Origin of the sequence: Desulfatibacillum alkenivorans DSM 16219, from assembly GCF_900142135.1 — a bacterium.
GTDB classification, from domain to species: Bacteria; Desulfobacterota; Desulfobacteria; order Desulfobacterales; family Desulfatibacillaceae; genus Desulfatibacillum; species Desulfatibacillum alkenivorans.
In genome coordinates this window covers 47,676-69,851 of record NZ_FQZU01000021.1, presented here as the reverse complement: position 1 = coordinate 69,851, position 22,176 = coordinate 47,676, and the positions used below count along the sequence as shown (strand labels likewise).

The window sequence follows — 22,176 nt, the reverse complement described above, 5'->3', positions numbered from 1 at the left end:
ACTCTTTCCCGGGAAAACAGGTTCAGGCAGGCAGGCTATTTTTCAATGCCGATCCGGGCTTGCACGCCCTGCTTATAATAATGCTTGATTTCCCGCATTTCCGTCACCAGGTCCGCCGCTTCGATCAATCTCTCATGGGCGCCCCGGCCGGTAATAAGCAATTCGGTTGTGGGAGGCCGCAATTCCACGACCTTCATTAAATCATCAATAGAGAACAACCCGCAGGTCACGGCCACGTTGCCTTCTTCAAGCACGACCAGATCGTACTCTCCGGAAACCAAGGCCGCCTTCGCCTCTTTGAGTCCGGCCTGCGCCGTATCAATATCTTCCTGGGCGGGTTTTCCCTTAATAAAACGGCCTAGTCCGTACTGCTTTACGGTAATCAGATCGTCAAAGCGTTTTAGGGCTTTGATTTCACTGTAATCGCCCATTTTGATGAACTGGGCGACGTAAACTTTAAATCCGGCGCCCGCGGCCCGAACACAGAGGCCCAAGGCCGCCGTGGTTTTGCCTTTGCCCTCGCCCGTATAAACCTGCACATATCCTTTTTTCATAAAAATATCCTGTATAATTAAAGTGTAACCGCTCCTTTCCTGTTTATACATTGCCAATACCATGTTTTTATGGCACGTGTACATAGACCTTTCACCATTCGTCCAAAAACAGACGAGCGAATCCACAAATCATAAGGAGGTAAAATGGCAGGCTGTCCGGTTTCCGTCTTGAAGTGCCAGGATTACTCCCCGGAAAATCTTCGCAATACCATAATGCAGAGCCTTGAAAACATCGGCTTTGATCCGCAAACCTTCCAAGGCGCCAGGGTCGCCTTAAAGCCCAACCTTTTGGTTCCTGCGCCCCCGGAAAAGGCGGTGATCACGCATCATGAGTTTTTTCGAGCCGCGGCGCGGATTGTCAAGGAATACGGCGGAGCCCCCGTGCTCATCGAGTCCCCTTCCATCCATTCCACGGATCGGGTGATTAAAAAAACAGCCTACGCCCAGGTCGTCGCCGAAGAGGGCGTGGAAGTCGCCAACGTGGATCATACCCGCGCCCTGAATTATGAAGGCAGCCGCCGCTACAAACACGTGGACGTCGCCGAGGCCTTTTTCAACGCCGACGTTATTATCAACCTTCCCAAATTCAAGACCCACGGCCTGACCTACGTAACCGGAGCGGTAAAGAACATGTTCGGCGCCATACCCGGCCTGCAAAAGTCGAAAATGCACGTCAAAGCGCCCGCTGCGGACGAATTTTCGGAATTCCTCCTGGACCTCTATGGTTGCCTTTTGTACGGCTTTGACAAGCCTAAAACCTTCTTGCACCTCATGGACGGAATCATAGTCATGGAAGGGGAGGGGCCGGGCGCTTCGGGCTCGCCTGCGCGCATGGACGCGGTGTTGGCCTCCACGGACGCGGTGGCTTTGGATTATGTCGCCACAACTTTGTCCGGCCTGGACGTGGAAAAGGCGCTAATCACCATGCGCGGCTTTGAACGGGGGTTTAACGTTTCCTCCCCCGAGGAAGTGCAATGGATCGGCGACCCCAGAGAGTCCTTCACCCATAACCCTCTCAGGCCGTCCAGGGGAACCATCCTTTCCAACATGGTCCGGTGGCCCATCACCTCCAAACGGTTCAGAAACCTCTTTATAGACAGGCCGGTCCCAGGCCGGGAAAAATGCACCCTATGCTATCAGTGCATGAAGATCTGCCCAGCGGGCGCCATCAGCAAGGCCAAACCCGGGGCGGAGAAGCCCACATATGACTACAACAAGTGCATTCGCTGCTATTGCTGCATGGAGGTTTGCCCCGAGGCCGCCATCGAGAAAGGACGCGGCAGGCTGCAATGGCTTCTCAGAATGTGATTTTATAAAATTTTCCCGTCAAAACAAAAAAAGGCCGGCCGCCCGAAGGCGAACCGGCCTTTGCCGTCGATTGTTACCTTAAACTGCAAACGGAGCTGGGCTCGGCAAGGTCTTCCCTGTAGGGGACTCGGATATCCCGTTCTTCCAGGGTTCAACCGACTTTTCTTTCGCCTTGCAAACGTTGGCAGCAGGCCTTTTGGGCGGAGGCGCTGCTCCTGCGGATAGGTTTGTAAGGGGCTGTTTCTTGAAAACCGCCGTAAACCATAGATTCAAGCCGCCGTCAGGAGTTTTTTCCACGCCGGTTTTGCCGCCCATGGCCTCCACCATTTGCCTGGCGACTGTCAGCCCCAGGGTTGGACCAATGGGGCACTGAAAGCCCTCTTTGTCATCCACAGGCTTAAACGGCTCCAAAGTTTTCAGGGCTTTGCTCAGCCAATCGCCGCCTTTTCCCTTTTTGCCCATTTGCTTCATGCTAAAACGCAGGGCTATAAGGTCTTCCAAATCCTCCTGAAGATCCACATGCACGCTCACATCGCCTTGATTGGAAAATTTTACGGATGTAGTGATCAACGTCAGCATGATTTGGCGCAGCCTTGTGGAGTCGCCTACCAGCAATGGGGGGACATGGGGATCCCTGGTGCACCGGTAAGAGATCTGCCTTTCCCGGGCTCTCAGCCCCAGGACGTAGTCCACGTCCGTCATTACGTGCTCCAGGTTAAAATTTTTCGGGCGGATCCGGTTTTCCTTAATTTCACTGCTCGTGTACTGGAACAACGCGTCCGTTGCCGAAATCAGCCTGTCTGTTTGCTCCAGAAGTTCGGCCGCCGTCTCTTTGCACTGCTCGTCCAAGCCGGCTTCAAGCAGCTTTTTTGCCAGACCCATAATCCGGAACACCGGCTTGCGGAGATGGTCGCCTGCTTCCTCAAGGAATTCGCTTTTGCTTTGGTCTGTCTGCGCAAGGTCCTTATTCCTTTTTTCCAGTTCCGCCCTTTGTTTGTGCAAAGCCAGAAAAATATTGATTTTACTTTTCAGAATGTGTGGATTCAAAGGCTTGGAAAGAAAATCCACCGCCCCTGACTCATAACCCTGAGAAATATTTTTTGCGTCGGTATGATGAGCCGTAACAAAGATAATGGGAATGTGCTTGGTCGCTTCGTCCAGGCTCAACAGGTTGGCGGTCTCAAAGCCATTCATCCCCGGCATTTGAACGTCCATGAGGATCACGGAAAAATCGTGCTCCAAAGCCATGGCGAGAGCGTCGTTGCCCGACACAGCCGTGAGGACGTCATAGACCGGGTTTTCCAAAAGTTTTTTCAGAGCAAACAGGTTTTGCGGCTTGTCATCCACAACCAGAATGCTCGGCTTGTGTTCACATTGTGATTCCAAACTCATTATGGCCTCGATAGAAAATTTTTTGCTGGATAAACGTACTACTGCTTAAGTGTATCCATCGGCGCCCGGCAGGCCAATCTTGAGTTGTAAATAGGAGGGCAATATTTGGAATTTATTTGGATCGTATATAAAAACGGTGTTTTAACAAAGTTAAGCAAGGCTGAAAAAAAATGAAAAAATTTTTCAGATCTTAACTGACCGGCAAATGGATGCTTCCTGCTATTTTTATTGGGGCGTGCGAAAATCCGGGATCGAAAACTCCTTCTCCACGGCGTAGGCCTCATATAGATCCTTGCAATAATTGCAGGATCCGCAATCCTTATTGCAGTAGGCCAGGGTTTGCCAAAAGTGCCCGGGCAGGTCCTGATTGGGAATATGAACTTTTTCCCCAAGCCACTCCATGGAGTCCGTCAATTCCAGCAGGTTGCCCCCATAGGTCCTGTTGAGATAAGCGCCCAGGACCATGGCCGGAAAAGCTGCATCCCCTTTGTTGCGGCCGCACAACTTGATGACGTCGGCCGTCTGCTCATAGCGGCCGGCGTCCTCGGGCCGGATCAGCGGCGAAGAAAACAAATGGTGGGGATGCTCGTTCAAATGCCTCATGCAGCCCAGTTTTTTGTTGATGGAGTGGGTATTGTCCGGATGCAGGCCCATGTTGCAGAAAGCAATGAGGGCGTCGTGGGCCGGTTTGAAGGGACATTGATACAAGCATCCTTCATTGGCCAGCAGCTCAATCAGCATTTCCGGGTATTTTTCCCTGATTTGAGCGGAAACTTTTTTCAGCTTGGTCATGTTCCGGTTAAGGGCGCGGTCCAGAACGATTTTTTGCGGGGCTTTGAATTTGGTCATGCTGATTTCAGAAATCAGCACGCGGATTTTTTCCAGGGAGTCCGGCGAGAAATTGACGCTGGGAACGGCCTCCAATTGGGAACAAAGCTCTGGGGCGGCGTCGGACAACGCCTGAAGCTGATAAAAATCCCCGAAAACAACCCCATCCAGGCAATTGTTATCCAATAACGCCTGAAGCGCCTCCACCACTCCGGCGCATGACCGGGCGTCAAAATACCAGGCCGGATGATTGAACCGGGAGTTCAGCAGAGCGAATTTTCTCAAGCCTGGCACACGCGACAGCAAGGCTGCGAGGTCTTCAGGCTTCCGGGTTTCAAACCTGGCCCTGGCGTCCAGGGCCTTGGGAGAATACAGGCTGAAATACAGCGAATAAATGCGCGACGCGTTTTCACGAAGAAAATCCGCGTATGATTCCTCGGGCGCAAAAGGCACGTCAAATTGCAGCATAGGACGCCTCCCTTCCTTGGGGTTGAACCAAAGTTTTGGATCAGGATATCACCATTTTATGCTGGACATCAACCAGGTAAAAAACTTGACCGGACGTATAATTATTGCTAAGGCTGTTTGTAGACCGTAGTATGCCGTCCACGGACGGCGCTTTGTCCGCCCTCACAACGAGCTTGTCACTTTTTTTAAGATCCGGAAAAAAATCCGAGGCGTATGCCCGGCCGCGCCAGTCTGTTCGCTTGGATTCATCTGTTTTTCCACCTCATAAGTAAAGGGGGGAGTTATGAAATCAATCAAGGAAGAAATTCCGCGTATTGGGAGCATGTTTATCCTGGCGCTGTTTGCGCTGAGTCTGTTCGCCTGCTCCAGTAGCGATTCAGGCTACACGGAAGCCGTGAAGGATGCGGTGGAAAAGGGCGTGGCCGCAATTACCGGATCGGTGGGCGGGACCATTATTGTGGCTGTCGCGGATAACGAAATCGTCGCACAATACGACACGGCCGGGCAGGAGCCCGACCTGGACCTGGACGGCGATGGGGTCAAGGAAGCCTATTCTTTCAATTTGCAGGGCATTCCCGTGGGGGTGGACGTCCAGGTTTTCATCATCGAGGACGGGTGGATTTTTCCCGTGTATTTTGCCGACGGCTCGGGCGGGACAACCAACCTGTTTTCCCTGGGAAGCCAGGCGGACGTGGATTTCGGCTACATTGATCCCAACAATGAGGACGCCAAAGGAATCGCGCTTGCCGCCAATAACATCGTCAGCGACACTCCGGACCTGTCCCCCGGAATGCAGGATACTTCCATCCCTGAAGTGCTGTACAAAGCGGAGATTCTGGGCCTGAGCCTGAAAGAGCTTGTGGCCCAGGGGCTTGACGCCCTTAAGGAAGGCTGGATGTGCCGCGCCAAGTGCTATTTTGAGGCTGCTGCAGCTTTGGAGCCGGAAGACGACAAAGAGGCCTGGGACGCTGCAAATTTTTTTCTGGCCGGGACCCGCGTGGTTTATTTATGGCACGATATGTCAGACAGTTACACGCCCGGCGGCGAACTGGACAATTTTGGGGAAATCCTGGACCGGTTCGGGTTTGAGTTTGAAAACGAAGCCCGCACGAATTTTTTGGCCATAGCGCCATACGACATTTACGACATGCCCCAGGACTGCCCCACCGGCGCCGAATTGCAGGATTTCTTTTATAATAAAGTCAGGCCCGAAGTGGAGGCCGCCATTTCCAACTGCGCGGTGATAAGCGACGCCTTCGCCGTGGACTGGACCGTTCCCTATTTTGAGGAGCAGGTGCACTCCGATTATGCGGACGTCAAATACCTCAAGGCTATGCTGGAGTTGGGGCTGGCAGCCATTCAGGCGCAATACCATTACGACATGAACGCCGATTTCGACGCTATGATGCGCGGCGAGCAAACCATGCAGGACCTGTTTGAAAACGGGTTCCTGACCCCGGCGCAGCATTGGGACCTGCGCAAGTGGACCAACGTCTCCATGACGCTCATGACGGACAGCAGGGACAGCCTGTTCGCCGCCCTTAACGACTTCTGGGAGGGCGTTGGCTGCATGTCCCAGCGCGAGGGGGATTACACCTATTTTGAAGACTTGCTGGACTTGCCCAGTGAGTTCACCAACACCTCATTAAGCCAGTCCATTCCCTGGCCGTTTGATCTGCCGGACTCCCTGGGTTATGAGTTCACCTTAACGGAGCTTTTAAACGCATTGACCAACGAAATATTGGATGAAGGCGTTGACCTGGCGCAGATTTACACGATTCTGGAGCTCATGGGCGTGGAGACCGGCAGCCTGCCCGCGCTGGAAAGCGCCAGGGTGAATCCGTTTGTCTTATGGGATTACGGCGGAGTGGATTTTAACGCAGTGCTACCCGGGTTTGAAGGCGACAGGGTGGTGGGCCTGTTCAGCGACGGCTCCATTGAAGGGCTTTTCGGAGGCTCTGTGGGAAACATTCCGTTGGCTGACTGGGTGAATATGGACATCAATCAGGACGGCGCCGTGGACCTTGCCCAATGGTTGGACCCGGTGGACTTTCTGCCCATTCTTTACGAAGACCTGGTTGTGGAAGACCTTTACGGCCTGGGGGATTTGCTTGGCTTTGATCCTGAGGAGCTTCTGGATATTCTGCCCTTTTTCCTGGACGACTCCCTTGTCAGCTTCGCGCCCGCCTTGATAGAGTCGATCCTTTATGATTATGTGCCGGAGCAGATCGGAATCTTTTTTGAGGATCACTTAAACGACGACCTGCAATACTCCTTGGAGCGCTTTCTGCCCCTTGAGGCGGGGATTCCGGTTGTGGAGTTTTTTGTGGATCGGGCGGCCCAGTTCTGCAATCCGCCGGAAGGCTGACAGACAGCGAGGATGATTCTCAAGCGCCTTTGGAACTTTCGTTGACCCCAAAGAATCGTCATCCCCGCAAGGGCGATCCGCTTTTCAGGATCGCTCGCAAGCGGGGGCCCAGCGTCTTTTTGACGGCATGCCTGGGTGAGATTGCCGTCATATCAGATGCAAGAATCCAACCTGTTTGAATGTCAGCCTGTTAGTTCTACCACACGGCCCGGTGGAACTCGGTCAGGCCGCGAATCCCTTCAAACTCCACAGGCTCTCCGCCCTTGGGATGCAGCTTGCCGGAAAAGGTTCCGAACAACTGGTTGAAGTTGGACTTTATCAAAAAAGCGTTGATGCGCTCCCCCCTGTCCGCCTGCGGGGTGAAATGAAGATCCACGGTTCCGTCTTCGTCCCAGATGCGCCAGGGTTGGTAAAGATCCGTCTGGTTGAAGTCGTAAATGCAGCGCGCCACCCGGGTGCGTTCTTTGCCGACCCAAAAGGCGTTTTCGCTGAAAAACGACTCATTGGTGAGCGCGGCGAAATTGGCGCCGACGATTTCCTCATCCTGGCCGGGCAGGGGGCTGGAGAAGGCCGCCCAATACCAATTGGTCTCCCGCCTTAAGTACCCGCCGGACCAGTCGTAAAGCAGGGTGGGCGCCGGGCCTGGGTCCAGCTTGTTTCCGTCCAGGGAAATCTCCAGGGTGTCGGGGACGATGGGCGAGCATTTTTCCGTAAAGGTCCACCGATAAGGATCGGAAGGATTTAAAACGCGTAAAGGCTGGTACTGCTCCAGACCGTATGGAGCGGTCAGGGAGATTTCCAGGCGGCCGTCCAGGCAGGCCTGGAGCGCCAATGTGTTGCGCGAGTGGGATTTGACGAAAACCAGCCTGTCTTTGGCCGTGCTGTAATTGATGGAATATTCGTCCGGGTTTACGGGGAAGGTCAGCTTGCCCTTGCCCGGCCCTTTTTTGTCCACTTCAAACAGCATGCCCTGATTGTAATCGTAAACATAAGCAAAAACCAGGTGCATGTATCCCAGCCTGACCGCAGCCAGACCAATAAAGTAATCCCCGGCGTTTATGCCGATGTAATTGAACATGTGCAGGGCCAGGTATTTGCGAATTCCCTTGATCTCTTTGCCAAAGAAATTCATCAACCTGAAATCCTTATAATTAAAGTCCACAAGTTCGTCGTAAACGCCGTAATTCACCTTATTATTCGGCCCGATTATGCGTTTCATCGTTCCCTCCTGCATATTTCGGCGGACGCCCCTTTACTCGGGCGCCTCCTCATCATATAAACGCTTGCTCAGCACCACCAGGATCTGATTGGCAGCCCATTTTGCTACAAAAAACCGACGCCCGCGCATTGATTTTTCCAACCATCAGGCCGATCTTGGGGCAGCCTGAGCCCAAGAGCGCTTTTTCCGCATGGCGCATGATCCTGGCGTTTAGGCCTTTTCCTTGCAAGGATGGGGCCGCGGCAAGATAATAAATCCACCCCCTGTGCCAATCATAGCCCGCCATGCAGGATGCGACGATTTGCCCCTGCTCCTCGCCTACGAAAAAAAGCTCCGGGCTGTTCGCCGTCTTTCTTTGGATGTCCCTGTAAGGATTGTTTGCAGCCGTGGCAAGGCCGCATTCCTTCCAAAGCGCCGCAACCTGATCCTGGTCCGATGTTTCATATCGTCTGAGTTCCATAGGCCGGGAGTTTAGCATAAAGGCCGCCTTACAGAAAGGATTTCGATCTTAGGAAAACGGAAAAATTGAAGCAGGTTAACAGCCAATGCGGGGGGACGGCAACGGGAAGCGGGCGGCCCCGCAATAACTGCGGGGCTACTTTATAATGCGTACAAGATCGGAGGCGGGAACCAGCCTCACCTCCGCGTCCACGGCGGGCAAACGGGCCGCAAGCACGTTATAGGTTACCTTATAGGGGTGTCCTATGCCAATGGCCTGGCCGCGTTTCTTGGCCACGCTGACCAGGAGCTTAAGCTGCTTTTCCACAAAGGCTTCCGTCCTCACGTGGTCCAGAAAAACGTCCCGTTGGGCGAAAGGAAGCTGGAAAAGCCGCGCCGAAGGCCTGCACACGCTGTGGCGGGTGGTCCTGGAGTCCACAAAAAACAAGCCCCTCTTTTTCAGGACTGTGAATATGGGATACAAAGCGCCGGATTCCATGGTCAACCGGGATCCCATATGATTGTTCACGCCTGCGATGTATGGAACCGCGGCCAGATCCTCCTTGAGGATGTCCATCATGGCGTCCGTAGTCATGGAGGCCAGCAAGGTGCCGGGGCCCGGATCCACCTCCGGGTATTGCATGGGCTCCATTGGCAGATGAAGCAATACCTGCCGGCCTTTGTCATGGGCCAGATGGGCGATTTCAATCTGATCCGGACTGTGAGGCAGGATGGAGTAGGTCAGGACGTAAGGCAGATCCAGAAACTTGTGCTGGATGCCGTTGCCGTAGCCCATGTCGTCTATGATGATGGCGACCCGAGGCCTGTCATCCGTGAGTTCCACGGGCGGTTCTTCGATAGGTTCCGGCTCGTGGTCGGGAATCTCCTCAATATGCTTGTCGTCAAAAATTTCGTAAACAGGCTTTTTGATTGGCGCCTTTTCCACCGGCGCCGTTGGAGCCGGTTGGGGCTTGGCGGCCGCGGGTTTAGGCGGCTCTGCAGGCTGGGGCGCCTTGGCGCCGGTCTTGGCCGCCTGAGACTGGGCCGCTTCCTCCAAAGCCGGGGCGTAGCGGTTGGCCATGTAAGCCACGGCGCCGGCGGCGGCGATAACCAGGATAATGGCGACAGCCAGTTTAACTAAGACGTTTTTACCGTTCTGAGGCTTTTTCTTGGTTTTCTTTGTTGCTCCGCCCTTTTTGGGCGGAGCCTTTTTGGTTGGACTCTTTTTTTGCGCCATCTATTTTTCCAAACCCGATAACAAACTGTACCCTTTAAGTATGTCGAGCGCCCTTTTAATCTGATGATCCTTCAATAGTTGGTCAACATCCAGATAACCGAATATCTTGGTGGGATCTTGCTCCGGTCCCGCAGGCTCCCCTGTCTTTACCTCTTCCTTCGGAGTTTCGGAAGGAATATCCAGTTCCTGCTCCTGCTCATCCGCAGTTTCCTCCTGGTCTTGCTCGTCTTCGCCTGCGTCCGATTCAGCGTCCAGGTGGTTTTTAAGATCCTTTTCCTTCAGATAGACGAATTCAGAATTTTCTTCATCGTCCTTGTCATCCTTCTTTTTCTTGTCAAACCCGGCCTTGACGATGATGTCCGGAACAATGCCCTCGGCCTGGATGGAACGGCCGCTGGGAGTATAGTAACGGGCGATGGTCAGCTTTAGGGCGTATCCATCGCGCAAAGGCTCTACCGTTTGGACGGAGCCCTTTCCAAAAGAGGTGGTTCCAAGCAGCACCGCTCTTCTGTGATCCTGCAGCGCTCCGGCCACAATTTCCGATGCGCTGGCCGAGCCTCCGTTGATCAAAACCACCATGGGGCATTTGACGTCCCTGCGGCTGGGACTTGCATGGTACTCCTGGCTCGAGGTGATGCGTCTGCCTTTATGGGAAACAATGACCCCTTTGCTTAAAAACACGTCGGAGACGGCTATCGCCTGATGCAAGAGGCCGCCCGGATTGTTTCTGAGGTCCAGAATCAAACCGCTAAGCTCCTGCCCGTCCCGCCTGAGCCCTTCTATGGCTTCCAAAAGATCGGTCTCGGTGGATTCCGTAAAATTGGTTATACGGACGTAGCCGAAATGGGGCGCCAAAGAGGTTTCCTGGACGCTTACAACCTCAATAGTATCTCTTAATATTTTGTAATCCTTGGCTTTTTTCATGCCTTTGCGATAGATGGACAAGGTCACGTAAGTGCCCTTTTCCCCCCGCATTTTCTTGACGGCCTCGGTCAGCTTCATATCCAGCGTGGACTCTCCGTCCACCGCCACGATCACGTCGCCGGCCTGGATGCCGGCTCTGTAACCCGGAGTTCCCATGATGGGAGCAATCACGGTGACGTATCCGTCCTTCATGGATATTTGAATGCCAATGCCGCCGAACTCCCCTTTCGTGCTTTCCTTGAGGTCCTTGTACGATTCAGGGGGCATGAATTCGCTATGAGGATCCAATGTTTGCACCATTCCCTGGATGGCGCCGGAAATCAATTCCTCGGTCTGTACTTCGTCCACATAATTGTTCTCGATGATTTCAATCACCTGAGAAAAAAGTTTGAGGTTTTTATACGCCTCCTCATCCGCCTGCGCCGTTTGGACCGAGAAGACGGCGGTCAGCAGGAGTGTACACAATAGGGTGAAAAAGGCTGCATAACCTGTTTTGCGGGATCTTTGGGTAAAAGTCATCAATTTTCCTTTCTCAACCACTCAGCGGGGTCAAGCGGCGTTGAATGATGTCTGATTTCAAAATATAAGCCCGGGCCTGCAAATGAGCCCGAGTCTCCGACGGTGCCTATTACCTCCCCGGCTTCCACTGTTTGCCCTTTTTCCTTAAAAAGGTCTTCAGCATGGGCGCAAACCGAAAAATAGGCTTCTCCGTGGTCAATAATTATCATGTTGCCATACCCTTTGAACCACCCTGAGTAGACGACCTTGCCGTCATGGATGGCGTGAAAGGGCTCCCCGATTTCCGAGGCGATATCCACGCCGCTTCGGAATTGGGTGGCCTTGAACTGTGGATCTTTATGGGCGCCGAAGGCGGCCATGATTTTGCCTCCGGGAATCGGCAGGCCCATTTTCCCCTTGAGCGAAGCAAAGGAACTGGACGGCGCCTTGGAGGATTTGGGAGGCGGCTTGGCCGACGGTTTGATGCGGGTGATAGTCCTGCTCAATTCCTTGGCCGCCTGCTTCAGAGATCTTAGCGCAGCCTGGGCAAGGCCTTTTTCCTTGCTCACCCGGGCTAGCAGCTTCTTTTTTTCCGCCCTTTGATTTTTTAGCTCAGCAAGCTCCCGATTCAACTCCTTTTCCAGCCTGGCTTGCTCGTCCCTGTTGCTCTCCAGGCCGTCCGTCAAAGCCTTAAGCCGGTTTTTGTCCCGGTTCAGATCCTCCCAAACCTGGTTGTCAAAGGCGATGATTCGTTTTAGGGCGTCCTGCCTGATGGACGCGTCAAAGACCGAGTTGGCCCCCAAAATGACCGAAGCGGTTCCGGTCTGAGTCAGTTTATAATACTCCGCCAGCCGCCTTGCGGCGTAATCCTCTGTCTCTTTCACCCTTTTTGTTACCTGTTCCAGGTCGCTTTTGGCAAGGGCTATTTCTTCCCGGGTCTTCTGCAAATCTTTTTTTAATTGCGAAGCGCGCTTTTGGGCGCTCGCCATGGCTTTATCCGCTTTTTCCAGTTCAGCAAGCATCTTGCGATGCGTTGCTTCCAGATTTTTGATCTTCTCCTGGGTTTCTCCAATCTGCTCCTGGATTTTTTCCTTTTTGCCGCCGCTGGCCCAAGCCGCCTGTTGCAGACTCGTCGCCGCCGCCACCGCCAGGCAGACCAAAGCAAGAATTTTGTTTCCCATTGAAAAAGGCAAAATCAATCCTTAGTAAACTGGGCGAAGGAAAGATGGCATCCGGCGGCGCCGACGCCTACGGACAAAAGCAGCCCCAATATGCAGTATTTTATGGGGATGAATTGAAACTCAAACCTGCCTAACAATTCCTGAGCGGGGGCGCCCGCAACAATGATGAAAAAGACCAAAGCCAATAGGCCCAAGGCGGCCAGCCCGCCAAGCAGGCCTTGAATCATGCCTTGTATGTAAAAAGACGCACGAATAAACCCGTTGGTTGCGCCCACCAATTCCATGATTTTTATTTCATCCCGCCTGTTGTACAAGACCAGCCTGATAGTGTTGGCGGTGATGGACAAGGCTGCGACCATCAGCAAAAAGCCGATGGCTATGGCCGCCGCGCGGGACAGTTCAGCGACCATGGAGAATTTTTCCAGCCAGGCCTGGCCGAAATTCACTTCATCCACGCCCGATATTTTTTGGATTGTTGCGGCGGTCATCTTCACGCCTTGCCACCCCCCTTCGCCGGGGGAGGCGACAACCTCAAAAGCGTCGGGCAGGGGGTTGTCCGAAAGATCGTCCAGCAGGCCCGCCTGATTGTTCATGGATTGGCGCAGGCGTTCAAGGGCCTGGTCTTTGCTGACGAACTCCGCGGATTTCACCCGGTTGGTCTTTTCAATAGCCTGCTGAATGGGGCCCAGTTCAGGCGCCGTCAATCCCGATTTAAGATAAACCATCATGCGCACATTGTCCTGCTGCGCGGTCATCAACTGGGAGACGTTGATAAACACAAGGGCGAAAACCCCCGTGAGTAAAAAGATAAGCGTGATCGTGGAAATAGCCAGCCCGTGGAGCACTTTGGCGCCCCTGATATCGTCCAATGCCTGTTTGAAATAATACATAGGCTGCATGGCTATAACCCCAGATCCACTACGCTGCCCTGCTTCAGGGTGACAATGCGGCGCCGCGTGCTATGCAGCAAAGCCTCGTCATGGGTCGCCACCATCACGGTCGCCCCCCGGGCGTGAATGCCGAACAACAGCTCCATAATGACTCTGGCGCTCTCCGCATCCAGGCTGCCGGTGGGTTCATCCGCCAGGACGATGTCCGGATCCCCGCAAATGGCCCGGGCCACCGCCACCCGTTGCTGCTCGCCGCCGGACAGGCTTTGGGGAAAGGCGCCCGCCTTGTGCTCCATCTCTACGGTGCGGAGCAGGTAGCCGACTTTTCGCTTGATCTGCTTGGCGTTGGCGCCGGCCACTTCCATGACCAGGGCGATGTTGTCAAACACAGTGCGGGTGGGGATGAGCTTGTAATCCTGAAAGACCACGCCTATATTGCGCCTCAGGAAGGGCAGGCGTTTTTTGGGAAGCCGGGAGAGGTTCATGCCTTTGAGCAGAATCTGTCCCTCGGAAATCGTATCGGCCAAATATAAAAGCTTTAGCAAGGTGCTTTTTCCGGCGCCGCTGGGACCGGTAAGAAACAGAAACTCATTGGCATCCACGTCCAGGCTCACGTCATTCAGGGCGAGTTGGGCGCCGTACCGTTTGGTGACATGAAACATCCGAATGATGGCGTTTTTATTTTCCAGCTCCGGGTATTGGTTGTCCATACCTTATCAATGGTGGCCTCGAAAGAATCAATACTGAGATTGTTCGGCCGGTTAGAATCATTCTGTGATTGACCCGGAAAAAGGGTCTTGATATGTTCAATCCAAGGTCCGGGGAGTGCCCTAGTCGGTTTTTCCCGGGTCAGGACCCCCACTGAATTCCCAATTAGAAAGGGCTTCTTCCAGTTCGGTGGGGGTTCAATTTATAGTATCTAATGCATTTAAAAGCAACCTTTTCTTTAAGAGGAAAACCCTCAAATGAAACAAGAACTTATTGATTTTCTTTGTAAAAAGTCCGTAAATTTTTCTGATGAGCCTTCTTTCAAATTGGTGTCCGGCCGGCTGAGCCGGTTTTACGTCAATTGCAAGCCCACCATTCTCCATCCCCGTGGAATGTACCTTGTGGGGCATTTGGTCATGGAGGCCGTGAAAAAAGCCAATCTGGACGGCATCGGAGGCCTGACTTTCGGAGCCGATCCCGTGGCCATGGCCGCCGCCTTCGCCTCGGAGCTTATGGGCTGCCCCATCAAGGCGTTTTCCATCCGCAAGGAGCCCAAAGACCACGGCATTATCAAGTGGGTGGAAGGCGATATGCAGGAAGGGGAGCGCGTGGCCGTGGTGGACGACGTGGTGACCACCGGCGGCTCCACCATCAAGGCCATTGAGCGGGCCCGCTCCCAGGGCCTGGAAGTGGTCAAGGCCGTTATCCTGGTGGATCGCCAGGAAGGCGGCCTGGAGAACGTGGCCAAACTGGTCCCGGACGCCAGCGCCATTGTGACCCGTGCGGAATTGCTCGAAGCCTGGAACAAACTCAATAAATAAGACGAGCCTGAAAGCCAGCCGTGCCTTCCAAAGAAAAAATCGTGGTCATAGCAGGCCCGACCGGAGTGGGAAAAAGCGCCTCCACCCTTCCTCTCGCCAGGGAGTTTGGAGGCGAAATTATCAGCGCCGACGCCGTATCGGTATACAGATGCCTGGACATAGGCGCCGCCAAACCGGGAATGGAAGAGCGCCGGCTGGTTCCCCACCACATGATCGATGTGGTGGACCCGGACGAGGATTTTGACGCAAACATCTACGCCGCCCAGGCCCGGGCAATCGCCCAATCCCTCCATGCATCAGGCAAACGGGTCTTTGTGGACGGAGGGACCGGCTTTTACATCAAAGCCCTCCTTCACGGCCTGTTCACCGAAGGCCGGTCCGATCCGGAACTCAGGGAATCCCTAAGGCGGGATGCCGTTCAACTGGGCTCCCACGCCCTGCACGACCGCCTGAAGGAACTGGACCCCCCATCTGCCAAGCGCATTCATCCCAACGACGCCTATCGAATTACACGCGCTTTGGAAATCTGCATCCTGACGGGAAAGCCCGCCTCAGCCCAGCAGGCCGCCCACGGCTTTGAAGAATCGCCCTACGACGTGCTTTTTTTCTGCCTGCACAGGGACCGGAAAATCCTTTACCAGCGCACGGATCAAAGAGTGGACCAGATGCTTGCCCTGGGCCTGGAGCAGGAGGTGCGGGGCCTTTTAAAAAAAGGCTACGGCCCGGAATTGAAATCCATGCAATCCATCGGATACAGGCACATGTGCCAGTATATGGCCGGGGAGCTCAATTACGAGGACGCCGTCACTCTCATGAAAAGGGACACCCGTCGCCTGGCCAAAAGGCAGATGACCTGGTTTAAAGCCTACCCGGAAATACGGTGGATGGCGCCTGACGAGACGGAGGCGATGCGCCGGGAGATCTCTCTGTTTCTGGAATGAGGGTGCATTCAGATTTTATTAAATAACCAGCGGTCATTTTTCAATATTTTCCCTTCGGGCGGCTTGTTCGGATTTAATCAAATTAAATTAAGCATTTATCCTTGTTAGGTATGGATTGGAAATCTGTTAGCCTTTTTTTCTTGACAAGGAAAAACTCATCAGCTAAAAATGAATCCACCCTCAGTTGAGGGAATTTCTCTCGTGAGGTTGATACGGTGGAGCCCAAGCAAAAAAATGGCAAGCACGAACAGATTATGTCGGCAGCCATAAGAGTATTTGCAGAAAAAGGGTATTTTCAATCAACCATCGCGCAGATCGCCCGGGCTGCCGGGGTTGCTGACGGAACCATATATCTTTATTTCAAGAACAAGGAAGATATCATGGCTCAATTCGTCAACCAGCAGTCCAAGAAGTTCTTTGACACCTTTACGTCCATGTTCGAAGGCAAGCAAAGCGCCATTGAAAGGCTGAAGGCCTTGATCAGGCTTCACTTTCAGGTATCCCAGGAAGACCGGTATGTGGCCCTGGTCTACCAGGTGGAAATGCGGCGCAGCGACCGCCTTATGAAAGAGGATATAAAGGACGCCTTGAGGATGTACCACGATTTGGTGGGCCAGATCGTGGAGGAAGGCCAGCAAGAGGGCGCGATTCGGCACGACGTGCAGATCGGCTTGGTCAAGCGCATGATTTTCGCCACCGTGGATGAGGTGATTACATCATGGGTTATGGCCGGAGGAAAATACGATCTGGAGCCCTTGGCCGAGCCTTTGGCGAATTTATTATTGCAAGGCATCCAGGCAACGCCTACCGCGTGATGTTTAAATGCGATGGACGGCGGGCCTGACGGGTTTGGCAGCTTTCTTCCCCCCCAGAAAGATTTCGCTGCCAAGCCCCTGGTTTCACGGTCCAGCCCATAGAAGTGCAAACCGGCTGACGACCGTTCTATATAATAGCCCGCTCCGGACATTGTTCGGAGCGGGCTTTTTGATTTTGGGGAGTTCTAACCTCTTTTCGCCATTTCTTCGGCGCGAAGGTCTTTGCGGAGGATTTTGCCCACGTTGGTTTTGGGGAGCTCCGTGCGGAATTCGATTTCCACAGGCCACTTGTACTTGGCCAGCCTGTCCTTGACGAAATCCAGCATTTCCTTTTCCGTGGCTTCCACGCCTTCTTTCAGCACGATGAAAACCTTGGCCGCTTCGCCCCTGGATGGGTGGGGGATGCCCACGGTGCAAACTTCCTGCACCTTGTCGTTCAGGTAATAAACCTCGTCAATGTCACGAGGATACACATTGTATCCGCCGGAAAGAATCATGTCCTTTTTGCGGTCTACAATGTAAAAATAGCCGTCCTCGTCCATTTTGGCGATGTCGCCGGTGTACAGCCATCCGTCCCGGATGGTTTCGGCCGTATCGTCCATGCGGTTCCAGTAGCCCTTCATCACTTGGGGGCCGCGGATGATCAGCTCGCCGCTTTCGCCTTGAGGCAGTTCATTGTCTCCCGTTTCCAGGTCCACGATTCTGGCGTCCGTGTTGGGGATGGGAATGCCGATGCTGCCGGGCTTGCGGGTTCCCCGAAGCGGGTTGATATGGGTCACCGGGCTGGATTCGGTCATGCCGAAGCCTTCCACGATCGTGGCGCCGGTGATTTTTTCGAATTCCTTGATCACTTCCACGGGCAAGGGGGCGCTGCCCGAAAAGCACGCCGAGATGCTGGTCAGGTCCGTGGTCTTGATTCTGGGGTCGGACAGCATGCCGATGTACATGGTGGGCACCAAAGGCGCAAAGGTCGGCTTGAACTTGCTGATGGCGTCCAGCAGAGGCTCCGCCTGGGGCTTGGGCACCAAAACATTGGTCCAGCCCTGGCAGGCGGCCATGTTCATGGAGGTGGTCAGGCCGAAAACATGGAAAAAGGGCAGGGCGCCCAGCATGACTTCCTTGCCGCGGTCAAAGCCGTTAAACCAGGCTCTTACCTGCTGGAACTGACGGCTCAGGTTGCCGTGGGTCAGCATAACGCCTTTGGAAACGCCCGTGGTCCCGCCGGTGTATTGGAACATGGCCAGGTCTTCCAGGTCCAAATCAGCCTGGACGGATGCGGGGGACGATCCGGCAATCAATTCCTTCCATTTGTAAACGTCCGAAGCCTTTTTGACGTCTGCAGCCAGTCCCTTTTTCTTTCCGATCAAAGGAAACAAAAGATTTTTCGGGAAGGGCAGGTAATCGCCCATGGACGTGTATACAATCTGGCGGACGCGCGTCATGGGCCGAAGGTCGATCATGCGGTTGGCCAGCAGGTCCAGGGTGATGAGGGCCTTGGCCCCGGAGTCGTTGAACTGGTGCGACAACTCCCTGTCGGAATACAGGGGGTTGTTCATGACCACCACGCCGCCGATTTTCAGAATGGCGTAATAAGCCGCCACGCAGGGGATGGAGTTTGGCAGCAAAATGGCGACGGCGTCCCCTTTTTCAATGCCAAACCCGGTCAAGGCCGAGGCGAAGCGATCCACCATGTCCTTGAGTCCGGCGAAACTGAGTTTATACCCCTGAAAAACCAGAGCCGTGTTGTTGGGAAAGTCGCTAAAAGACTGGCCCAGATAATCCATAATAGTCCGGTTCTCAAATTCGAGCTCCTGGACCACTTCGGGCTCGTAATGATTGATCCATATCTTGGGGCCGTTATTATTTATAGGCATTGCGTTCTCCTTGGTTCGTAGTTACTTTGCATCTTTTAGAGCCAGTATCATGGCATACACCTTTTTTTTCTCAATTCCAAATTGTTTCGCTAGTTTTGCCGAAAGTTTAGAAGCCGAAAGCTGGCCTTTGGCGACCTCCATTCTGATTAGGCCGTCCAGGGAGCCCAGGTCCGGATTTTGGGCTTCAGGCCCGCTCACGATCAACGTGCACTCGCCTTTAACTCCTTCTCGGGAGTTCAATTCCTCCGCTATCCCGGAAAGGGTTCCGCGTATAAATTCTTCATGGATTTTGGTGATTTCCCTGGCGAGAACCGCCGTCCTGTCCCCTAGAACTTGCGTCATTCCCTCTATGACTTTCAAAACCCGTTTGGGGGACTCATAAAAAATCAGGGTGGCCTGGACGTCTTTGACGTTTTCCAGCGCTTCCCTTAGCTTTCCCTGCTTTTTGGGCAAAAATCCGCAGAACATAAAGCGGTCCGTAGGCAGGCCGGCCCCGCATAAACCGGCGATGGCGGCGCAAGCTCCGGGTATGGGAACCGCTTCCAGGCCGCTTTCCACGGCCATGGAGACCAGCCGAAATCCCGGGTCGGAAATCAGCGGGGCGCCGCCGTCCGAGACCAGAGCAACATTCTGGCCCTGCAGCATTTGGTCTATCAAGCCTTTGGCGGCTTCCTGCTCGTTGTGCTCATGGCAGGCGACCAGTTTTTTTTTGATATTGTAATGATTCAGCAGTTTGAGCGTCCGTCGCGTATCCTCTGCAGCAATAATGTCCACTTCTCCAAGGGTTCTGACGGCCCTGTAGGTGATATCCTCCAGGTTGCCTATAGGAGTGGACACAATGTACAGCTTTCCGGAATTCAAGTTATGGGTATGCGAGTTCAAAGGCATTTTGGATTATCTCAATTTTGGGATCTTCTCCGTCGGATAAAACGGACACCACGTCAAACCGGGCCGCTTGGCCCAGTTTTCGATTTCTTTTCAAATACTCCAGGGCGACCATGGAAATTTTGCGCTGTTTTTTGGGCGTGACGGCGCTTTTGGGATGGCCGAAAGCCGTACTGGTCCGGGTTTTGACCTCCACAAACGCCAATACCTTTTTATGCCTGGCAATGATGTCGATCTCCCCTAAGGCGCAACGGTAATTGGTTTCCAGAATTTTGTAGCCTTGCTTTTTCAGGAATAGGGCCGCCAGTTCTTCGCCCCGGCTGCCGCGGGCTTTATGGTCGGACTTCATGAGGCTTCCAAAGGCGAGTCGCCCACGCCTCGAAAGGAAAATCGGTGGATGGAGCAGGGGCCGTTAAGAGAGATGGCCTCCCTGTGGGCTTTAGTGCCGTAGCCTTTATGCTTTGCAAAGCCGAAAGCTGGGAACTCCTGGTCATAGCGCTCCATGAGCCTGTCCCGGGTAACTTTGGCGACAATAGAAGCTGCAGCAATGGAAATAGAGAGGGAATCCCCATGTTTTATAGGGGTTTGGGGCAAAAAACTCTTGATGCCGAAAGGCCCGTCAATGAGCAGATAGTCCGGCGCCGGCTCCAGATTTTCCACGCTGACCAGCATGCTGAGCAGCGCGGCCTGGAGAATATTAATCCGGTCTATCTCAACCGGATCAATGATGCCAATTCCTATGCCGATGGCCTGTTCGTAAATGCTTTCGAACAAGGCGTCGCGCTTTTTGGGAGTCAGTTTTTTGGAGTCGTCCACCCCGGGGAGGTCGGCGTTGCCCGGCAACACCACTGCGGCGGAAACCACCGGGCCGGCCAAGGGCCCACGTCCGGCTTCGTCCACTCCGGCAACGCGAGTGTAGCCTTTCTTGTGAGCCTCGTTTTCAAAAGACCAAGGGTCTTTCATGGCGTCCCGATCCAGGAGATTAAAAGTAGCTAACCAAAAAAACGCCCGATAGGGCATGCCTGCGCGCGATTTCTCCCAAACAAAGACCCGCCCGGGCCGGCGGTGGAATTCCGACCGGCCCTTCGGCGACCTGCATAAAACTAGAAGCGCTTTTCTTTGATTCTGGCAGCTTTGCCGCGAAGTTTGCGCAGGTAGTACAGCTTGGCCCTGCGGACCTTGCCGCGGCTGACCACTTCCACATGGTCGATGCTGGGAGAATGGGCATGGAAAACCCTTTCTACGCCCACGCCGTAAGACACTTTGCGCACGGTGAAGGTGGCGTTGGTGGTGCCGCTTTTCTTGGCGATAACCACGCCTTTGAACGCCTGGAGGCGCTCTTTGGTGCCTTCGATGATTCTAACGTGCACGTTGACAGTGTCGCCCGCCTCAAAGTGGGGCAGGTCGTAACGCATTTGCTCTTGTTCGATCTGTTTGATTACATCCATTGGTTGTCGTGCTCCTGATAGCCGTATAATATCCTCAGGCTTGCGGCCTGAGGTAAAGGGTTATCACTCTGGTTTAGGGCTTAGCGGCCCAATAGTCTGTCCAATATGATGGAAGCGGCCGATCTTACGGATAAGTGATTATAGTCCGTGGGGCCCGAAATGGGATCCAGGACGATGTCCGCCGCTTCTATAAACTCTTTTGTCATGCCCCAAGCGGTTCCGAAAACCAGAATAAAGGGCTTGCCCAACTCCATCCGGCTGCGAAAATCCGCATAACCCATGCTCCGGGCTTGAGGCCTGGCGTCTGTTACCACGATTTCCGGCCTTTCGCCAGTCTCTTGTTCAATCTCCCGGGCCGCATCCTCCAGCGAGTCCGCAATGCGGATCAGGGACAGAGCCTGCTTGCGTTTGGGGTTGTACTCGCTGCCAGCCCCGGTCACCCAGTGCCCAATTATTTTTTGGGCAAGGGATTTTTGGTCTTCCAGGGGCGTCACCACATAAAAACGGTCCACTCCAAAAGTTCTGGAGGCCCTGGCCATGTCATGCAGGTCCAGGTTGGTCACCGCCGAGTGGATAACCTGCCCGTTTTTATCGGTTACGGGATAATGCATCAGGGCCATGTAAACCCTGGGTCCTGATGATGTCGGCAATTTGCCTGCCCCAATTCTCCAAAATGGTTATTTCTTCCTTGGAGAACTCCCGGCCTTCCAACAGGTCGGGCCGATTGGCCAGGGTGTACAATAAGCTGGCTCTGGTTCTCCATTGGTCTATCTTGCCATGGTCTCCGGAAAGGAGAATTTCCGGCGTTTCCATGCCTTCGAACACCGGAGGCCGCGTAAAATGCGAATGCTCCAAAAGCTGATTGGAAAAAGACTCCTGCTCCGCAGAGCTTTCGTTTCCCAAGGCTCCTGGAATCAGCCGGATTATGGCGTCCATGACCACCATGGCTGCCGTTTCGCCGCCTGACAGGATATAATCCCCTATGGAGATCTCCTCGTCTATCAGGGTGGCTGCTATGCGCTCGTCAATGCCTTCATAGCGCCCGCAAACCATGATTATGTCTTTTTCCCCGGCCAGCCTGGCCGCCTTTTCCTGATCAAACAGCCTGCCCCGCGGTCCGAGGAAAACCACCTTGGCGTCCGTGTGGACTTCCTTGGCGGCCCTTATGGCTTTGGCGAGAGGTTCAGGCTTTAGCACCATGCCGTTGCCCCCGCCGTAAGGCCTGTCGTCCGTCGTGGAGTGCCTGCCTTCGGCAAAGTCCCTGATGTTAAGGGCCTCTATATCCACAAGACCCTGCTCCACCGCTCGCCGAACGATGCCATGTCCGGCAAAGGCCGGAAACATGAGGGGAAACAGGGTGAGAACAACAAAATTCACAA

The 22,176-nt window shown here is 54.0% G+C and carries 22 protein-coding genes; 5 read left to right on the top strand and 17 right to left on the bottom strand.

Features of this window, described 5'->3' with window-relative positions; translation table 11 throughout:
• Positions 1 to 35: 35 nt before the first annotated feature.
• On the bottom strand, positions 36 to 605 hold the full coding sequence (locus BUE18_RS16390) for a cob(I)yrinic acid a,c-diamide adenosyltransferase (RefSeq protein WP_073477306.1): 570 nt from the start codon (positions 603 to 605) through the stop codon (positions 36 to 38).
• 93 nt (positions 606 to 698) lie between these two features.
• Between BUE18_RS16390 and BUE18_RS16385 the strand changes: the two genes are divergently transcribed.
• Complete coding sequence (locus tag BUE18_RS16385) at positions 699 to 1,862, top strand: DUF362 domain-containing protein (protein ID WP_073477275.1); 1,164 nt, start codon at positions 699 to 701, stop codon at positions 1,860 to 1,862.
• 78 nt (positions 1,863 to 1,940) lie between these two features.
• Here the strand turns inward: BUE18_RS16385 and BUE18_RS16380 are convergent, their stop codons facing one another.
• Positions 1,941 to 3,254, bottom strand: a complete 1,314-nt coding sequence (locus BUE18_RS16380) for a hybrid sensor histidine kinase/response regulator (protein ID WP_073477274.1) — start codon at positions 3,252 to 3,254, stop codon at positions 1,941 to 1,943.
• Positions 3,255 to 3,479: 225 nt separating this feature from the next.
• Positions 3,480 to 4,550 (bottom strand): hypothetical protein, encoded by a 1,071-nt coding sequence (locus BUE18_RS16375; protein WP_073477273.1) that lies wholly within the window; start codon positions 4,548 to 4,550, stop codon positions 3,480 to 3,482.
• Between the two features lie 283 nt (positions 4,551 to 4,833).
• Between BUE18_RS16375 and BUE18_RS16370 the strand changes: the two genes are divergently transcribed.
• Positions 4,834 to 6,918: a hypothetical protein gene (locus BUE18_RS16370; protein WP_073477272.1), complete on the top strand. Its 2,085-nt coding sequence runs from the start codon at positions 4,834 to 4,836 to the stop codon at positions 6,916 to 6,918.
• A gap of 196 nt (positions 6,919 to 7,114) precedes the next feature.
• Here the strand turns inward: BUE18_RS16370 and BUE18_RS16365 are convergent, their stop codons facing one another.
• The 7 genes from BUE18_RS16365 to ftsE all read right to left on the bottom strand — a co-directional run bounded on the left by BUE18_RS16365 (position 7,115) and on the right by ftsE (position 14,015).
• Entirely contained in the window at positions 7,115 to 8,137 is a 1,023-nt protein-coding gene (locus BUE18_RS16365) for a DUF2804 domain-containing protein (protein WP_073477271.1), read from the bottom strand.
• A gap of 52 nt (positions 8,138 to 8,189) precedes the next feature.
• Positions 8,190 to 8,615, bottom strand: a complete 426-nt coding sequence (locus BUE18_RS16360; protein WP_083611075.1) for a GNAT family acetyltransferase — start codon at positions 8,613 to 8,615, stop codon at positions 8,190 to 8,192.
• 117 nt (positions 8,616 to 8,732) lie between these two features.
• Positions 8,733 to 9,812, bottom strand: a complete 1,080-nt coding sequence (locus tag BUE18_RS16355; RefSeq protein ID WP_073477270.1) for a divergent polysaccharide deacetylase family protein — start codon at positions 9,810 to 9,812, stop codon at positions 8,733 to 8,735.
• On the bottom strand, positions 9,813 to 11,255 hold the full coding sequence (locus BUE18_RS16350) for a S41 family peptidase (protein WP_073477269.1): 1,443 nt from the start codon (positions 11,253 to 11,255) through the stop codon (positions 9,813 to 9,815).
• Positions 11,255 to 12,427, bottom strand: a complete 1,173-nt coding sequence (locus BUE18_RS16345) for a murein hydrolase activator EnvC family protein (protein ID WP_073477268.1) — start codon at positions 12,425 to 12,427, stop codon at positions 11,255 to 11,257. Before BUE18_RS16345 ends, BUE18_RS16350 begins: the two co-directional genes overlap by 1 nt.
• Before the next feature lie 2 nt (positions 12,428 to 12,429).
• Positions 12,430 to 13,314 (bottom strand): cell division protein FtsX, encoded by an 885-nt coding sequence (locus tag BUE18_RS16340; protein ID WP_073477267.1) that lies wholly within the window; start codon positions 13,312 to 13,314, stop codon positions 12,430 to 12,432.
• 2 nt (positions 13,315 to 13,316) lie between these two features.
• Positions 13,317 to 14,015, bottom strand: coding sequence for a cell division ATP-binding protein FtsE (gene ftsE, locus BUE18_RS16335; RefSeq protein ID WP_073477266.1), 699 nt, complete (start codon positions 14,013 to 14,015; stop codon positions 13,317 to 13,319).
• Positions 14,016 to 14,270: 255 nt separating this feature from the next.
• Between ftsE and pyrE the strand changes: the two genes are divergently transcribed.
• The 3 genes from pyrE (at position 14,271) to BUE18_RS16320 (ending at position 16,590) form a co-directional block, all read left to right on the top strand.
• Positions 14,271 to 14,834, top strand: a complete 564-nt coding sequence (gene pyrE / locus BUE18_RS16330) for an orotate phosphoribosyltransferase (RefSeq protein ID WP_073477265.1) — start codon at positions 14,271 to 14,273, stop codon at positions 14,832 to 14,834.
• Positions 14,835 to 14,854: 20 nt separating this feature from the next.
• A complete protein-coding gene (gene miaA, locus BUE18_RS16325) occupies positions 14,855 to 15,775 on the top strand; it encodes a tRNA (adenosine(37)-N6)-dimethylallyltransferase MiaA (protein WP_073477264.1) in 921 nt (306 codons plus the stop codon).
• 215 nt (positions 15,776 to 15,990) lie between these two features.
• Positions 15,991 to 16,590 carry a fatty acid metabolism transcriptional regulator FadR gene (locus BUE18_RS16320; protein WP_083611074.1) on the top strand — a complete coding sequence of 200 codons (600 nt, stop codon included), beginning with the start codon at positions 15,991 to 15,993 and terminating at the stop codon, positions 16,588 to 16,590.
• Between the two features lie 185 nt (positions 16,591 to 16,775).
• Here BUE18_RS16320 and BUE18_RS16315 read toward each other — a convergent pair whose 3' ends face one another.
• From BUE18_RS16315 to trmD, 7 genes are all read right to left on the bottom strand, one after another.
• Positions 16,776 to 18,464, bottom strand: a complete 1,689-nt coding sequence (locus tag BUE18_RS16315) for a long-chain-fatty-acid--CoA ligase (protein ID WP_073477263.1) — start codon at positions 18,462 to 18,464, stop codon at positions 16,776 to 16,778.
• A gap of 21 nt (positions 18,465 to 18,485) precedes the next feature.
• Entirely contained in the window at positions 18,486 to 19,301 is an 816-nt protein-coding gene (gene rsmI, locus BUE18_RS16310; protein ID WP_342039443.1) for a 16S rRNA (cytidine(1402)-2'-O)-methyltransferase, read from the bottom strand.
• A gap of 25 nt (positions 19,302 to 19,326) precedes the next feature.
• Entirely contained in the window at positions 19,327 to 19,698 is a 372-nt protein-coding gene (locus BUE18_RS16305; protein WP_073477261.1) for a YraN family protein, read from the bottom strand.
• A complete protein-coding gene (locus BUE18_RS16300) occupies positions 19,695 to 20,312 on the bottom strand; it encodes a ribonuclease HII (RefSeq protein WP_073477304.1) in 618 nt (205 codons plus the stop codon). Before BUE18_RS16300 ends, BUE18_RS16305 begins: the two co-directional genes overlap by 4 nt.
• A gap of 140 nt (positions 20,313 to 20,452) precedes the next feature.
• A complete protein-coding gene (rplS, locus tag BUE18_RS16295) occupies positions 20,453 to 20,797 on the bottom strand; it encodes a 50S ribosomal protein L19 (RefSeq protein ID WP_073477260.1) in 345 nt (114 codons plus the stop codon).
• An 80-nt stretch (positions 20,798 to 20,877) separates the two neighbouring features.
• The gene (locus tag BUE18_RS16290) at positions 20,878 to 21,417 is read right to left on the bottom strand and encodes an RNA methyltransferase (protein ID WP_073477303.1); all 540 of its coding nucleotides are present in this window, start codon (positions 21,415 to 21,417) and stop codon (positions 20,878 to 20,880) included.
• Entirely contained in the window at positions 21,386 to 22,174 is a 789-nt protein-coding gene (gene trmD, locus BUE18_RS16285; RefSeq protein ID WP_073477302.1) for a tRNA (guanosine(37)-N1)-methyltransferase TrmD, read from the bottom strand. Before trmD ends, BUE18_RS16290 begins: the two co-directional genes overlap by 32 nt.
• Between the last annotated feature and the right edge of the window lie 2 nt (positions 22,175 to 22,176).

What these genes read in the sequence shown, in the direction of transcription:
- rplS (WP_073477260.1), bottom strand. Translation starts at nt 20,797, where the DNA reads ATGGATGTAATCAAACAGATCGAACAAGAGCAAATGCGTTACGACCTG.
- BUE18_RS16375 (WP_073477273.1), bottom strand. Translation starts at nt 4,550, where the DNA reads ATGCTGCAATTTGACGTGCCTTTTGCGCCCGAGGAATCATACGCGGAT.
- BUE18_RS16385 (WP_073477275.1), top strand. Translation starts at nt 699, where the DNA reads ATGGCAGGCTGTCCGGTTTCCGTCTTGAAGTGCCAGGATTACTCCCCG.
- BUE18_RS16355 (WP_073477270.1), bottom strand. Translation starts at nt 9,812, where the DNA reads ATGGCGCAAAAAAAGAGTCCAACCAAAAAGGCTCCGCCCAAAAAGGGC.
- pyrE (WP_073477265.1), top strand. Translation starts at nt 14,271, where the DNA reads ATGAAACAAGAACTTATTGATTTTCTTTGTAAAAAGTCCGTAAATTTT.
- BUE18_RS16305 (WP_073477261.1), bottom strand. Translation starts at nt 19,698, where the DNA reads ATGAAGTCCGACCATAAAGCCCGCGGCAGCCGGGGCGAAGAACTGGCG.
- ftsE (WP_073477266.1), bottom strand. Translation starts at nt 14,015, where the DNA reads ATGGACAACCAATACCCGGAGCTGGAAAATAAAAACGCCATCATTCGG.
- BUE18_RS16360 (WP_083611075.1), bottom strand. Translation starts at nt 8,615, where the DNA reads ATGCTAAACTCCCGGCCTATGGAACTCAGACGATATGAAACATCGGAC.
- BUE18_RS16370 (WP_073477272.1), top strand. Translation starts at nt 4,834, where the DNA reads ATGAAATCAATCAAGGAAGAAATTCCGCGTATTGGGAGCATGTTTATC.
- BUE18_RS16340 (WP_073477267.1), bottom strand. Translation starts at nt 13,314, where the DNA reads ATGCAGCCTATGTATTATTTCAAACAGGCATTGGACGATATCAGGGGC.
- BUE18_RS16365 (WP_073477271.1), bottom strand. Translation starts at nt 8,137, where the DNA reads ATGAAACGCATAATCGGGCCGAATAATAAGGTGAATTACGGCGTTTAC.
- BUE18_RS16315 (WP_073477263.1), bottom strand. Translation starts at nt 18,464, where the DNA reads ATGCCTATAAATAATAACGGCCCCAAGATATGGATCAATCATTACGAG.
- BUE18_RS16390 (WP_073477306.1), bottom strand. Translation starts at nt 605, where the DNA reads ATGTATAAACAGGAAAGGAGCGGTTACACTTTAATTATACAGGATATT.
- BUE18_RS16290 (WP_073477303.1), bottom strand. Translation starts at nt 21,417, where the DNA reads ATGGCCCTGATGCATTATCCCGTAACCGATAAAAACGGGCAGGTTATC.
- BUE18_RS16350 (WP_073477269.1), bottom strand. Translation starts at nt 11,255, where the DNA reads ATGACTTTTACCCAAAGATCCCGCAAAACAGGTTATGCAGCCTTTTTC.
- BUE18_RS16380 (WP_073477274.1), bottom strand. Translation starts at nt 3,254, where the DNA reads ATGAGTTTGGAATCACAATGTGAACACAAGCCGAGCATTCTGGTTGTG.
- BUE18_RS16300 (WP_073477304.1), bottom strand. Translation starts at nt 20,312, where the DNA reads ATGAAAGACCCTTGGTCTTTTGAAAACGAGGCTCACAAGAAAGGCTAC.